The sequence below is a fragment of the Aestuariivirga litoralis genome, assembly GCF_003234965.1.
GTDB lineage: Bacteria > Pseudomonadota > Alphaproteobacteria > Rhizobiales > Aestuariivirgaceae > Aestuariivirga > Aestuariivirga litoralis.
The window spans coordinates 64,611-77,674 of the sequence record NZ_QKVK01000007.1; the positions used below are offsets into that span (position 1 = coordinate 64,611).

At 66.3% G+C, this 13,064-nt stretch carries 13 protein-coding genes; 1 reads left to right on the forward strand and 12 read right to left on the reverse strand.

The window, feature by feature from the left end:
* Positions 1 to 71: 71 nt before the first annotated feature.
* The 8 genes from DK847_RS14945 to miaA all read right to left on the reverse strand — a co-directional run bounded on the left by DK847_RS14945 (position 72) and on the right by miaA (position 8,185).
* Positions 72 to 701 (reverse strand): LysE family translocator, encoded by a 630-nt coding sequence (locus DK847_RS14945; protein WP_111199334.1) that lies wholly within the window; start codon positions 699 to 701, stop codon positions 72 to 74.
* Positions 688 to 1,428 carry a pyridoxine 5'-phosphate synthase gene (locus DK847_RS14950; protein WP_111199335.1) on the reverse strand — a complete coding sequence of 247 codons (741 nt, stop codon included), beginning with the start codon at positions 1,426 to 1,428 and terminating at the stop codon, positions 688 to 690. The genes DK847_RS14945 and DK847_RS14950 overlap by 14 nt, the downstream gene beginning before the upstream one ends.
* A 300-nt stretch (positions 1,429 to 1,728) precedes the next feature.
* Positions 1,729 to 2,934, reverse strand: coding sequence for a hypothetical protein (locus DK847_RS14955; protein ID WP_111199336.1), 1,206 nt, complete (start codon positions 2,932 to 2,934; stop codon positions 1,729 to 1,731).
* A 196-nt stretch (positions 2,935 to 3,130) separates the two neighbouring features.
* Positions 3,131 to 3,691 carry an acetolactate synthase small subunit gene (ilvN, locus tag DK847_RS14960; protein ID WP_111199337.1) on the reverse strand — a complete coding sequence of 187 codons (561 nt, stop codon included), beginning with the start codon at positions 3,689 to 3,691 and terminating at the stop codon, positions 3,131 to 3,133.
* Positions 3,692 to 3,708: 17 nt separating this feature from the next.
* Complete coding sequence (locus DK847_RS14965; RefSeq protein WP_111199338.1) at positions 3,709 to 5,478, reverse strand: acetolactate synthase 3 large subunit; 1,770 nt, start codon at positions 5,476 to 5,478, stop codon at positions 3,709 to 3,711.
* A gap of 224 nt (positions 5,479 to 5,702) precedes the next feature.
* Positions 5,703 to 6,233 carry a hypothetical protein gene (locus DK847_RS14970; protein ID WP_111199339.1) on the reverse strand — a complete coding sequence of 177 codons (531 nt, stop codon included), beginning with the start codon at positions 6,231 to 6,233 and terminating at the stop codon, positions 5,703 to 5,705.
* Between the two features lie 104 nt (positions 6,234 to 6,337).
* Complete coding sequence (locus DK847_RS14975) at positions 6,338 to 7,285, reverse strand: NAD(P)H-binding protein (RefSeq protein ID WP_111199340.1); 948 nt, start codon at positions 7,283 to 7,285, stop codon at positions 6,338 to 6,340.
* Positions 7,286 to 7,327: 42 nt separating this feature from the next.
* Positions 7,328 to 8,185 carry a tRNA (adenosine(37)-N6)-dimethylallyltransferase MiaA gene (gene miaA / locus DK847_RS14980; protein ID WP_111199341.1) on the reverse strand — a complete coding sequence of 286 codons (858 nt, stop codon included), beginning with the start codon at positions 8,183 to 8,185 and terminating at the stop codon, positions 7,328 to 7,330.
* Here miaA and serB point away from each other — a divergent pair, their 5' ends adjacent.
* Entirely contained in the window at positions 8,186 to 9,052 is an 867-nt protein-coding gene (gene serB, locus DK847_RS14985; protein ID WP_111199342.1) for a phosphoserine phosphatase SerB, read from the forward strand.
* A 151-nt stretch (positions 9,053 to 9,203) separates the two neighbouring features.
* On the opposite strand, the gene DK847_RS14990 is transcribed toward serB, so the two are convergent.
* From DK847_RS14990 to hflK, 4 genes are read right to left on the reverse strand one after another with little or no spacing between them, the layout of a single operon-like run.
* On the reverse strand, positions 9,204 to 10,778 hold the full coding sequence (locus DK847_RS14990) for a DegQ family serine endoprotease (RefSeq protein ID WP_204508347.1): 1,575 nt from the start codon (positions 10,776 to 10,778) through the stop codon (positions 9,204 to 9,206).
* A 22-nt stretch (positions 10,779 to 10,800) separates the two neighbouring features.
* Positions 10,801 to 10,980, reverse strand: a complete 180-nt coding sequence (locus DK847_RS14995; RefSeq protein ID WP_111199505.1) for a DUF2065 domain-containing protein — start codon at positions 10,978 to 10,980, stop codon at positions 10,801 to 10,803.
* Positions 10,981 to 10,997: 17 nt separating this feature from the next.
* Positions 10,998 to 11,909 carry a protease modulator HflC gene (gene hflC / locus DK847_RS15000; protein WP_111199343.1) on the reverse strand — a complete coding sequence of 304 codons (912 nt, stop codon included), beginning with the start codon at positions 11,907 to 11,909 and terminating at the stop codon, positions 10,998 to 11,000.
* Between the two features lie 14 nt (positions 11,910 to 11,923).
* Positions 11,924 to 13,012 (reverse strand): FtsH protease activity modulator HflK, encoded by a 1,089-nt coding sequence (gene hflK, locus DK847_RS15005; protein ID WP_111199344.1) that lies wholly within the window; start codon positions 13,010 to 13,012, stop codon positions 11,924 to 11,926.
* Positions 13,013 to 13,064: the final 52 nt, after the last annotated feature.

Genomic DNA, 13,064 nt, shown 5'->3' on the forward strand with positions numbered 1-13,064 from the left:
ACACCGTTGGATCTGGTGAAACCCCTCCGCAATTTCAACGGGCGGCGGGATTACAGTTTGGAAAGGTGGGGCTAGAGCGCGTCGCGCGCCGACCAGAGGAGCCTCAGGCCGAGGGCACCGAGGAACAGGCCGGTGACCCGGTCGATCCAGACCTTGGCCCTGAGGTAGAAGGCCCGCACCGGGCCGGAGCCGAAGAACAGCGAGACGGCAGAATACCACCAGACCTCGTTGAAGCTGACGATGAAGATCAGCGCCACCGTCATCCACAGCGGCACCTCGGCCGGCAGCATGGCGATGAAGATCGAGCCGAAGAACACGGCGACCTTGGGATTGGCGATCTGGGTGAGGAAGCCCTTGACGAAGGGGTTGCCCACGGCGCCGGCCTCGACGTCGATCTTCAGCGGCTCCGCCGCGTGGCGGAAGATCATGTAGGCGATGTAGAGCAGGAACAGCGCGCCCGCCACCTTCATGCCCATGAACAGGACGGGCACGGCGTGGAACACCGCGTTGAGTCCGAGGAGCGCGGCGGACGACCAGATCACAGTCCCCGCCCCCAGCCCCAGCGCCACCTTGATGCCGTCGAGCCGCGACTGGGCGACCGCCGTGCGCGCCGTGATGAGGAAGGACGGGCCCGGCGAGATCACCGCGAGAAGCTGGATCAGGCCGATCGAGAGCAGCGTGAGAAGACTAGAGGTCGCCAATGGCCGTCCTAAATTTCCTGACCGTTTCGCCGAGCCCGAACATCAGGGCGTCGGCGGTGATCGCGTGACCGATGGAGACTTCCTGCAGGTTCGGCAGCGCCTTGACAAGGGCCGGCAGGTTCTCCCGCGTCAGGTCATGCCCGGCATTGAGGCCGAGGCCCGCGGCCTCCGCGGCCTTGCCGGTGGCCACCACCCTGTCGAACTCGCGCGCCCGCGCGGCGGGCTCGAAGGCGCCGCCATAGGGGCCGGTATAGATCTCGACGCGGTCCGCCCCCACGGCCTTGGCCAGTGCCGGGACCGCAGGGTCGGGGTCGATGAAGAGCGCAACGCGGGCGCCGCTCTTGTGCAGACGGGCGATGACGGCGGTGAGCCGGTCGCGGTTGGCGGCAATGTCCCAGCCATGGTCGGACGTGGACTGGGTGGGATCGTCCGGGACGAGCGTCACCTGCTCCGGCCTTTCGGCCTCGCAGAGTGTGAGGAAGCGCTCGTCGGGATAGCCCTCGATGTTGAATTCAGCGCCCGGATATTCGGCCCTGAGGAGTTTGCTGATGTCGGTGACGTCGGTGCGGCGGATGTGGCGCTCGTCGGGGCGCGGATGGACGGTGATGCCGACCGCGCCATTGTCCAGCGCCACGTGGCAGAGATCGGTGAGCGACGGCCACGGCACGTGGCGCCGGTTCCGCAGATAGGCGATGGCATTGACGTTGACGGACAGCTTGCACGGCACGGGCGGAAACTCCTTCGATCACCGCCTTCTAGCGCAGGATGGTCCGGAGAAAAAAGCCGGTTGGAGGGAAAATGGGCAGACCGGTTAGGCGGAGACGTTTCCGCCGCCCCGCGGCTTTCTCATGCGTATTTGCTTATATTAGGAACATAATGCTTGATTTTGCATCTGTCCCATGCTAGGTATGTTTTCTTTTCGTGACTCCTGCTGATTGACATCGTGAATCTGTTTTCGCAGGACCGCCCGCCGGCCCTGCACCTCCCCGTTCCCCGGCGTGGCCACGCCGGGGCGCGCGGGGCGGCGCTATGGCATGGCCTTGCCGATCTCGTTCCAGTCCAACCAGTCGAGCCGCAATGCGCCGTGCCGGACGGGAAGGCTGACCTCGCTTCCCGTCCGCACGCTGTCGAACAGGTCCGGGCCTGGCGTGAAGGCATAGGTGCCCTCGCCCTGCCAGTTGCGGACGAGCAGCGTGAATTCGAACCAGGACTGCGCGGCGCAGACCGTGTCCTGCTGGCTCTTGAGCGCGATGGTCGCCTGGCGTGCCTCCGGCGCACAGGCCGTGTCGCCATGGAAGTCGAAAGTGCGATGCTGTGCGGAGCGCCGGCGTCCCTTCTTGCATTGCAGGGTGCAGATCTTGGTGACCACCGGCTGCCGGTAGACCGTCGGCGCGGCACTGGTGAGATGGACATTGACGTCACGCACCACGGAAATGCCGGTAAGCGCAAAGCCGAGCAGCCCGCACAGCACGAAATCCGCCAGCACCCAGGAAATCCACGACGAGCCGCGGAACACGCCGAGGATGAGGAAGAACCACAGGATCGCCGCCAGCAGGCCGGCGGCGAGGCCGGTCATCACCAGTGTCTGGCTGTCGAGCGTGTGGATGGTGTCGAGATAGGTTGGCAGAAATCCCAGCAGCCCGAGGGTGAGAAGACCGGCCTGTACGGCGATGAAGCTCAGCGCCGCGACGCGGCGCTGCCGGCTCACGGGCGAGGCCGCGCCGCGCGACTGGGCCTCGGAGGTGGCGTCCGATATCCGGCGGAGCAGCTCCAAGGTGCGCGCCACATCGCCTTCGCCTTGCTGGAGGGAGGCTCCCTCCAGCACGCACCAGATCCGCCGCCGCGTGGCATGAAGCGACGCGACGCCGAGGCCGAACAAGTCATGCACCGCCTGCTGCAGATCGCGCGAGGCCAGCAGCTGCTCGAGATGGCCCGGGAAATCGGTGGTGATGAAATAGCGCTGGTCAAAGGCGCTGTCGCCGATGCTGATCTCGCCACAGATGCCCAGCGCCTTGATCTCGCGGTGGTACCACTGCTCGGGCCGGATGACGAAGGGAATGCCGCCCCGCCGCAACAGCCCCACATGCCGCGCCACGCGCTTGCCGCGGACGTCGAGGGTGTAGCCCAGTTCGTCGCTTTCCCAGCCGACACGCGACAGGTGCCAGCCGAACAGGCTGCGCCCCCGCCAGATGACGAAGCCCGCGAAAATGCACAGCTGCAGGAGAATGACCATCCCGACCCTCCCTGCAACCCATTAGTGCAGTTCCCGCCAGACGCAATGCTCCTGATGCGGGGCGGGAGGGATTTTTCGATGGAAATGCTTTGCAGGATGGGGCGCGATGATGGCCCATGGCATGAAGTACGCGCGCCAAAAAAAAGATGGCCGGGACGAGCCCGGCCATGATGACTGTTAGCGATCAGCGAAGGCTTCAGACCTTCATGCCCTCCGCGCCGCGGGTGATGCCGGCGACGCCGGTGCGGGCGACCTCGACGAGGCCGAGGGGGACCATGAGCGAGATGAACTGCTCGACCTTGTCGGTCTTGCCAGTGATCTCGAAGATGAAGCTCTGGGTGCCGGCGTCGATGACGCGGGCGCGGAAGGCGTCCGCCAGGCGCAGCGCCTCGACGCGCTTCTCGCCGGTGCCCGACACCTTGACCATGGCGAGCTCGCGGGTGAGTGCGTTCCCTTGCACGGTCAGATCCGCCACCGAATGCACCGGCACCATGCGGCCGAGCTGGTTCTTGATCTGCTCGATCACCACGGGCGTGCCGCTGGTGACGATGGTGATGCGCGAGACGTGCTTCTCGTGCTGGGTCTCGGAGACGGTGAGCGACTCGATGTTGTAGCCGCGCCCCGAGAACAGGCCGATGACGCGGGCCAGCACACCCGGCTCGTTGTCGACGATGACGGCGAGCGTGTGGGTTTCGACCAGCGGCTTCACGCTGTCGAGGAAATAGGCCGAGCCCGAGGGCTGAAGATGTGCGTTCATGTGTGTCTCTCCGTCCCTTAGACCAGCATCTTGCCCTTGGCGTCGATCACCGAGCCGACGTCCTCGTCGGCCACGTCCTCGCCCAGGATCATCTCGTTATGCGCCTTGCCCGAGGGGATCATCGGGAAGCAGTTGGCGAGGTTGGCGACACGGCAGTCGAAGATCACCGGACGCTTGACCTTGATCATCTCCCGGATCGCATCGTCGAGCTCGCCGGGCTTGGTCGCCCGCATGCCCACACAGCCATAGGCCTCCGCCAGCTTGACGAAGTCAGGCAGCGCCTCGGTGTAGGAATGCGACAGGCGGTTGCCGTGCAGCAGCTGCTGCCACTGGCGCACCATGCCCATGTACTGGTTGTTGAGGATGAAGATCTTGATCGGCAGCTCATACTGGATCGCGGTCGACATTTCCTGCATGGTCATCAGCACCGAGGCATCGCCCGCGATGTCGATCACCAGCGCATCCGGGTGCGCCTGCTGCACGCCCACGGCGGCGGGGAGGCCATAGCCCATGGTGCCGAGGCCGCCCGACGTCATCCAGCGGTTCGGCTCCTCGAAGCGGTAGAACTGGGCGGCCCACATCTGGTGCTGGCCCACTTCGGTGGTGATGTAGGCGTTCTTGTCCTTGGTGAGCTCATAGAGCCGCTCGACCGCATATTGCGGCATGATGACGTCGGCGTTCTTGCGGTACTTGAGGCAGTCCTTGGCGCGCCAGCCGTCGATCTGCTTCCACCAGGTGTCGAGCGCCTTCTTGTCCAGCGTCACGGACTTCGCCTTCCACACGCGGATCATGTCCTCCAGCGCGTGGGCGACGTCGGCGACGATCGGCACGTCGACGCGCACCGTCTTGTTGATCGAGGACGGGTCGATGTCGATGTGGATCTTCTTCGAGTTGGGCGAGAAGGCGTTGAGACGCCCGGTGATGCGGTCATCGAAGCGGGCGCCGACGCAGATCATCACGTCGCAGTCATGCATGGCCATGTTGGCCTCGTACATGCCGTGCATGCCGAGCATGCCGAGCCAGTTCTTGCCGCTCGCCGGATAGGCGCCCAGCCCCATCAGCGTCGAGGTGATGGGGATGTTGGTCATCTCGACGAAGTCGCGCAGCAGCTTCGAGGCCGTGGGGCCTGAGTTGATGACGCCGCCGCCCGTATAGAGGATCGGGCGCTTCGCCGTGGCGATGAGTTCGACCGCGGCGCGGATGGCGTTCTGGTCGGCCTTCACCTGCGGGCGATAGGTCTTGTGCTCGATGTTCTTGGGGCCGACGTAGCGGCCCTTGGCGAACTGCACGTCCTTCGGGATGTCGACGACGACCGGGCCGGGGCGGCCATGGGTGGCGACATAGAAGGCCTCGTGCAGGATGCGTGCGAGGTCGTTCACGTCCTTCACGAGATAATTGTGCTTGGTGCAGGGACGCGTGATGCCGACCGTGTCGCATTCCTGGAAGGCGTCAGAGCCGATCAGGTGCGTGGGCACCTGGCCGGTGATGCAGACCATGGGGATCGAGTCGAGCAGCGCATCGGTGAGGCCCGTCACCGCATTGGTGGCGCCGGGGCCGGAGGTGACGAGCACGACGCCGCACTTCCCCGTCGAGCGGGCATAGCCTTCCGCGGCGTGGGTTGCCCCCTGCTCGTGGCGGACGAGGATGTGCTCCACCTTCTCCTGCTGGAAGATCTCGTCGTAGATCGGGAGCACGGCACCGCCCGGATAGCCGAACACGGTGTCGACCCCCTGGTCCTGCAGCGCCTTCAGCACCATCTCGGCGCCGGTCATCTCGTTGGTGGCCATCTCACTCACCTCTTCAGAAATTGCGTTTCGTCAAACACGTGATTTGTCATTCAGGCAATAAAAAAGGCCCCCAAGGGAGCCTGATTTCCGCGCAGCACCACCAGTTCCTGGAAGCTTAAGCTTCCCCGGCGCTGCGCGGACCTACTACGAGAATGGTGTTCATGGCGGGCGGTTCTACGCGGGCGGGAGGGGCACGTCAAGGCCCCTTCCCGCCTGCAGGACCCTCAATAGTCGCGCTTGGCGATGAAGCGCACCGGGCCATAGGGCCCGGTGGCGGGGCGATAGACGCAGTTGAGGCGGCTGATCTCGGAGACGCCGCCGCCGCCCGGCACCGGCATGCGGACCTGGGCCGGGATCAGCGCGGCCTCGCCCGGTGCCGCGCCATAGAGGTCGATGGTGCAGGAGATGCGGTCGCGGCTCCAGTCGGTGTTGCGGTTGCAGCGGCCGCGGTTCATGCGGATGTCGACCTGGTTGCCGTTGCGCTGCCAGTCGAGATCGCCGCCGCAGGACAGCTTGCCGCCATCGACCTGGTAGCCGCCGTCCGAGCCGCGGTTGAGGCAGAAGGACAGGCGATACTGGCCATAGAGCGGCTGCTTGGCGCGCCAGCAGCCCTTGACGCCGCCGCCGGGGCCGGGAACCGGCATGCGCATGTCAGGGTCCATTTCCGGCGCCGGCTGCGGCATGCGGACCTGCGCCGCTGCCGGAATGCTCAAGGCCACTGAAGCGGCGACCAGCGCCATCACGAGGTGTTTCATCTGCCGTTCATCCCTTGTCTTGCCGCAGGACTGACATCCATCCTGCGCGCAGGGGTTTAAGGGCGCCTCCGGCCAATGGCAATATTGGTAGTTTCCACAGGTCGTCAGGCGGCGGGCAGGCTGGCCCTGGCGGCGGCGAGGGTGAGCCGCGCACCCTCATCGTAAGGCGTCTTCCGGAGGCCTGGAAGCAAGGTGCGGAGCTTCGCATCATCGAGCAGCACCGGGGTTTGGCTCAGGTAGCGCACATCCTTCAGTTCACGCAGCATCGGCATGAACAGGCCCATGACATTCTGCACCCAGGGCGGCAGCACGCGCAGCTTCGGCGGCAGCCCCGCCGCCTCGTAGAGCAGCGCCGCCAGCCCGCGCTGGGTGATGACGCCGGCGCCGGCGAAGTTATAGGCCCCGGCGACCGGGCCTTCATGCTGGAGCAGCGCCTTGACCACCGGGCCCACATCCGGCGTGAAGACGAATTCGTGCGGCGTGTCCGCGGGCCCCAGCAGCATGCCGGTGCCGCACGCGGCGGCGGCCTTGGCAGCCAGCGTGAGCAGGCTGTTCTCGACGCCGGGGCCGTAGAAGTCCGGCAAGCGCAGCGAGATCGTCTCCATCCCGGCTGACGTTGCGGCGAGAAGAATGTCCTCCTGCTCCTTGCGGTATTCACCCTTCTGCATGACGGGCTCGCGCGGGTGGTCCTCCGCCACTCTGGCGCTGCGCGGCAGGCCATAGGGATAGACATTGGAGATGAGCAGGAGGCGCTTCACCCCCTGCTCGCGCGCTGCACGGACGAAGGCCTGCATCATGGGCGGATAGGCGGCGAAGGCTTCGGTCGTGTAGGGCAGGCCCAGCGCATAGACGGCGGCGTCACAGCCCATGAGCGCGCTGCGGCAGCCCGCGGGCGTGGTGACGTCGGCCATGACGAGTTCATCGCCCGGCGCAGCGATGGCAGCGAGCGGCGCCTTGCGGCGGCCGACGAGGCGCACGGCGTCGCCACCTGCATGGAAGGCCGCGGCGACCGAGCGGCCGATGGCACCGGCCCCGATGACGGCAAGCTTCATCGTCAAACCTCCCCCTCTGGTTGAAACGAAGGTCTTATCGCCTCAGCGCCAGTGCGGCAACTGGCTGCGCCACCAGGTGAACTGGCGCTTGATGAAGTTGCGTGTCGCCGTCTTGGCCTGTGTGGCGGCCTGCTCGCGTGTGATCTCGCCGCGCAGATGCGCGATGAGCTCCGGCAGGCCGATGGCCTTCATGGCGGGGAGCATGGGATCGAGATCGATCATCGCGCGGGCCTCTTCCAGCGCGCCCGCGGCGAGCATGGCATCGAAGCGGGCCTCGGCGCGGGCATAGAGTTCCTCACGGGGAACATCCATGAAGACCCGCTCGACCGTCACGCCGGCCAGCGGGGCCTGGTCCTGGCCATCCTTCTGCCAGTCGAGGAGCGAGCGGCCGGAGGCGTCGATCACCTCCAGTGCGCGGGAAAGCCTTTGGCGGTCGGAGGGCAGAAGCTTCGCCGCCATGGCGGGGTCGCGGCGCAGGAGTTCGGCGTGGAGGTCGCCCGCGAAGCTGCGCCAGCGGCTGCGGACTTCATCGGGAATTTCGGGCACGGGGGCGAGGCCCAGTTCGAGGGCGCGGAAATAGAGGCCGGTGCCGCCGGTGATGACGGGAAGGAGGCCCTGCGCCCAGGCCGCTTCCATCTCGCGCCGCACCTCGGCCGCCCAGGCGGCGACGGAATAAGGCTGCTCCGCGCCGACATGGCCATAGAGGCGGTGCGGCACCAGGGCCTCCTCCTCCGCCGAGGGCCGGGCGGAAAGGATGCGCAAGGGGGCATAGACCTGCAGCGCATCGGCATTGATGACCACGCCGCCCAGCGCCACGGCCTTCTCCAGCGCCAGGGCGGACTTGCCGCTGGCGGTGGGGCCTGCAATAAGCAGCGCGCGTTTCTCGTGTCTGGCGGTCATATGGAATCCGTTCTCGTCCTCATAGCAGCACCGGGCTCGGGTGCAATCAACGCCAACATCACCGAGATGCTGCGCGACTTCGGCGCCGGCATGCCGCGCTGGCTGGAGACCAGCGAGGCGCTGGAGGTGGCGGATTTCGCGGCGCGCCCGCAATTCACCGAAGCGATCGCCGCCCTGCCCGTCGACGCCAACGTCGTGCCGGCGGAGAACCGCCGCAAGCGCCTGCTGATCGCCGACATGGACTCGACCATGATCGAGCAGGAATGCATCGACGAGCTGGGCGTGATGGCGGGGATCGGCGAGCACATCAAGGCGATCACGGCGCGCGCCATGCGCGGCGAGCTGGACTTCGAGGGGGCCCTCACCGAACGGGTGAAGCTGCTGAAGGGGCTTCCCGCCTCGATCATCGACCAGATCCTCCGTGAACGGATCAGCTTCATGGCCGGGGGGCGCGCACTCATCGCCACCATGAAGGCCCATGGCGCCTATACCGCCCTGGTTTCAGGCGGCTTCACGCCCTTCACGGCGAAGGTGGCCGCGGCGCTGGGCTTCGACGAGAACCAGGCCAATGAACTGATCACCGCCGATGGCGTGCTCACCGGCGAGGTGGGCCGGCCCATTCTCGGCCAGCAGGCCAAGCTCGAGGCGCTGCAGCGGATATCAGCGCGGCTGGGGATCGCGACCGGGGATGCGCTGGCGGTGGGCGACGGGGCGAATGACCTCGCGATGCTCGGAGCGGCGGGCATGGGCGTCGCCCTGCATGCCAAGCCGCAGGTGCAGGCACAGGCGCGGTACCGGGTGAACCACGGGGACCTGACGGCGCTGCTGTATTTGCAGGGGTATCGGAAGGCGGAGTTCGTTCGCTAAACGCGTCATCCCGGCGAAAGCCGGGACCCCGCTTTCTGTCCATGCATGCTGAACCAAAGCTGGGCCCCGGCTTTCGCCGGGGTGACGGCATATGGTGCGGGAAACAGATCCGCGGGTCAGGCCCGCGGATGATGGGCCGCAAGGCGGCCCATCACTTCAGCTTCAGGGCGATGAAGCGCATCTCGCCCGACTTGCCGCCCTTGGCGATCAACAGCAGGATCGAATTCTTGCCGGCCTTCTTCGCCTCTTCCACGCGGGCGGAAATGTCGGCGGCACCCTGCACTTCCTGTTCGCCGGCCTCGGTGATGACGTCACCCGGCTCGAGGCGCTTGTCGGCCGCCGGGCCCTCCTGCGCCACCTCGGTGATGACGGCGCCCTTCAGGTCCTTGTCGATCTTGTACTTGGCGCGCAGCTCGTCGGTGACCGTGGTCAGCGTCATGCCGAGCACGGTGATGACGGCGGGGGCGGCGGGCTCCGCCTTCTTGGGGGAAGAGGCATCGGCCATCTTCTCGCCGTCCTCGAGGCGGCCCACCTCGGCGGTGATCGCCACTTCCTTGCCCTTGCGCAGCACCTTGACCGGGACCTTGGTGCCGATGGGCGTTTCCGCCACGATCTTCGGCAGGTCGCGCATGGTGTTCACCGGGCGGCCGTTGAACTCGATGATGATGTCGCCCGACTCGAGGCCGGCCTTCTGGGCCGGGCCGTCCGGCGTCACGTCGGCCACCAGTGCGCCCCGGGTGTTGGCGAGGTTGAGGGATTCGGCGATCTCGTCGGTCACCGCCTGGATCTTGACGCCGAGCCAGCCACGCCTCGTCTCGCCATACTGGATCAGCTGGCTGATGACGTTCTTCGCGGTGTTGGAGGGCACCGAGAATCCGATGCCGACGGAGCCGCCCGACGGCGAGAAGATCGCCGTGTTGATGCCCATGACCTGGCCCTTGAGGTTGAACAGCGGGCCGCCGGAATTGCCCTTGTTGATGGCGGCATCGGTCTGGATGAAGTCGTCATAGGGGCCGGCATTGATGTCGCGGTTGCGCGCCGAGACGATGCCGAGCGACACCGAACCGCCAAGGCCGAAAGGATTGCCGATGGCCATCACCCATTCGCCGACGCGCAGCTTGTCGCTGTCGCCGAAGGCGACGACGGGCAAGGGCTTTTCCGGCTTGACGCGGATGACCGCGAGGTCGGTCTTGGGATCGCGCCCGACCAGCTCGGCCTTGAGCACGGTATCGTCGTGGAAGTGGACCTCGATCGATTCGGCACCTTCCACCACGTGGTTGTTGGTGACGATGATGCCGGACGGATCGACCACGAAGCCGGAGCCCATGGAGGTCATCTTCTGCTGCGGCCGCTCGCCGCCCTGCCCGCGCTTCAGGAACTCGTCGAAGAAATCCTTGAAGGGGTTGGCCGGGTCATCCGGATTGCCGGGGTCGGAGGGAAGTTCGGGGGTGGCCTCCGGCGCGTCCTGCTGGGTCTCGGAACTGGCGGGGCCGCCGCCCGATTCGATGGTGATCTCGACCACCGCGGGAAGCAGCCGGTCGGCGAGGTCGGCGACCGAGGGCAGCTCCTGCAGCTGCGGCTGGGTGGGGGTGAGATTCTCGCCGGGCGCCGGGGTCTGGTTGATGGCGGGCGACTGGGCGGTGGTCTGCGCCACGGCCGCCGCCGCCAGCATGCTGATGCCCGCCGCCAGCGCGAGGCCGCGCACCGTGGTGATCTTGCCGCTCATGTGAACCCTCCTCGAAAATCCATCAGAAAAACGCCGCATGCACGATCCACACGGCAACGACGCCGGTGGCCATGGCGGCGACACCCCCGATACGCAGCTGGTCGTCCGAAAGTTTCTGCACCTGCTGCATCATGGCCTTCAGCTGGGCCGGAACCAAGGCATAAAGAAGGCCCTCGATCACCAGAACGAGACCGAGGGCCATCAGCACGTTTTCCAGCATCACTGCGCGGGCTGGACGGCGACCGGCGCGGCAGGCGCAGCAACCGGCTTCTGGTCGCCGAAGTAGCGGAAGAACTCCGAGTTCGGGCTCAGCACCATGGTGGTGCCGTCGCCGCCCAGCGCCTTCTGGTAGGCCTGCATCGAGCGGTAGAAGCCGAAGAATTCCGGATCCTGCTGGAAGGCCTCGGCGAAGACCTTGTTGCGCTCGGCATCGCCCTGGCCCCTCAGGATTTCCGCTTCCTTCTTGGCCTGGGCGAGCTTCTCGGTCACCGTGCGGTCGGTCTCGGCGTTCATGCGGGTCTTGGTCGATTCGCCCTGCGAGCGGATGTCCTGGGCCAGCGCGTTGCGCTCCGACTTCATGCGCTCGTAGGTCTGCTCGAGCACGTTGTCGGAGAGGTCGGTGCGGCGCACGCGGACATCGACGATCTCGATCCCGAGCCCGTCGGCCTCCTCGCGCAGCTGGTCGCGGATCTCGCGCATCATGGTGGCGCGGTCGGACGACAGGGCCGCATCGAAGGAGCGGCGGCCATAGGTCTGGCGGAGTGCGGCATCGAGACGGGCGCCGACGCGCTGTTCGGCCTGCATCATGTCGGCGCCGAGCGTTTCACGGAACAGCCGCGCATTCTTGATGCGGGCGAGCGTGAAGGCATCGACGATATAGACCTGCGAGGCCACGTCCTGCACCGGGCGGCCGTTGTTCTCCCAGATCTGGATGCGGTTGTCGATCAGCGTCACGGTGTCGGCGAAGGGCACCTTGAAGTAAAGGCCCGGATCCTCCACCACGCGGTCGATGTCGCCGAAGCGCAGGACGAGCGCCTTGTGCTTCTGGTCGACCACGAAATAGGAGAGATAGAAGAGCACCGCGGCGGCGATCGCGAGCCCGGCGAGGATGGTCTTGGTCATGCTGTTCATGGCTCTGCTCCCGCTCAGTTCTGCGCCGCGCCCGAACGGGCCTTGACTTCAGGAAGCGGAAGGTAAGGCACCACGCCCTGGCCGTTGGCGCCCTGTTCGACGATCACCTTGTTGGTGCTGCCGAGCACGTTCTCCATCGTTTCGAGGAAGATGCGCTCGCGCGTCACGTCCTTGGCGTTCTTGTACTGCTCGTAGACCGAGAGGAAGCGCGCCGCCTCACCCTGGGCTTCGGCCACCGTCGCGGCCTTGTAGGCGTTGGCATCCTCGATGAGCTTGGCGGCATCACCGTCGGTCTGGCGGTACTTCTGGTTCCGGTACTGTTCGGCCTGGTTGATCAGCTGCTGCTGGTTCTGGCCGGCGCGCACGACTTCGGCGAAGGCATCGGCCACCTCGCGCGGCGGCTGCACGTCGCCGAGGTTCACCGACGAGACGGTGACGCCCGCGCCGTATTCGTCGAGCAGCTTCTGGGTGATCTCCATCACCTGGGCTTCCACCGTGTTCTTGCCGGTGGTCAGGATGGCCTGGGCGCGCGTCTGGCCCACCACTTCGCGCATGGCGCTTTGCGTCACGGCGGAAATCACCTGCTCCTGGTCGGCGACATTGAACAGGAAGTTCTTGGCGTCGTTGATGCGCCAGAACACCGAGAAGGGCACGTTGATGATGTTCTTGTCGGAGGTCAGCATCTGGCCGTCGCTGCCCTCGTTGCCGATGTTGATCTGGCGCACGGCGCCGACCTTGGGCTTCTCCATGGTCTCGACCGGCCAGAGCGCGAAGTGGAGGCCCGGCTCGGCGATGCGGTTGAAGGTGCCGAAGCGCAGCACGACGCCGCGCTCGTCCGGCTGCACCTGGTAGACGCTGTTGTAGGCCACCACGAGGGCGATGAAACCGAGGCCGAGGAGCCAGCCGACATAGCCGCCGCCACCCTGCGGCATGACCTGCTTCAGCTTGTCCTGGCCCTTGCGGATCAGGTCATCCAGATCGGGCGGGTTGGGGCCGCGGTTGCCGGGGTTCGGCCGGCGCGGACCGCCGCCCTGCCCCCAAGGGCCCTGGCCCCAGGGCCCCTGACCGCCACCACCACCACCGCCTTCTGAATTCCACGGCATTCAATTCACCCTTGTTGTTCTGATGTCGTGATACGCAAGTTCGGCACGATAT

Coding starts and splice junctions, on each gene's coding strand:
- DK847_RS14990 (WP_204508347.1), bottom strand. CDS start 10,778: ATGAGCGGCAAGATCACCACGGTGCGCGGCCTCGCGCTGGCGGCGGGC.
- serB (WP_111199342.1), top strand. CDS start 8,186: ATGGAATCCGTTCTCGTCCTCATAGCAGCACCGGGCTCGGGTGCAATC.
- ilvN (WP_111199337.1), bottom strand. CDS start 3,691: ATGAACGCACATCTTCAGCCCTCGGGCTCGGCCTATTTCCTCGACAGC.
- DK847_RS14975 (WP_111199340.1), bottom strand. CDS start 7,285: ATGAAGCTTGCCGTCATCGGGGCCGGTGCCATCGGCCGCTCGGTCGCC.
- hflK (WP_111199344.1), bottom strand. CDS start 13,012: ATGCCGTGGAATTCAGAAGGCGGTGGTGGTGGTGGCGGTCAGGGGCCC.
- DK847_RS14970 (WP_111199339.1), bottom strand. CDS start 6,233: ATGAAACACCTCGTGATGGCGCTGGTCGCCGCTTCAGTGGCCTTGAGC.
- DK847_RS14955 (WP_111199336.1), bottom strand. CDS start 2,934: ATGGTCATTCTCCTGCAGCTGTGCATTTTCGCGGGCTTCGTCATCTGG.
- miaA (WP_111199341.1), bottom strand. CDS start 8,185: ATGACCGCCAGACACGAGAAACGCGCGCTGCTTATTGCAGGCCCCACC.
- DK847_RS14995 (WP_111199505.1), bottom strand. CDS start 10,980: ATGGCCCTCGGTCTCGTTCTGGTGATCGAGGGCCTTCTTTATGCCTTG.
- DK847_RS14965 (WP_111199338.1), bottom strand. CDS start 5,478: ATGGCCACCAACGAGATGACCGGCGCCGAGATGGTGCTGAAGGCGCTG.
- hflC (WP_111199343.1), bottom strand. CDS start 11,909: ATGAACAGCATGACCAAGACCATCCTCGCCGGGCTCGCGATCGCCGCC.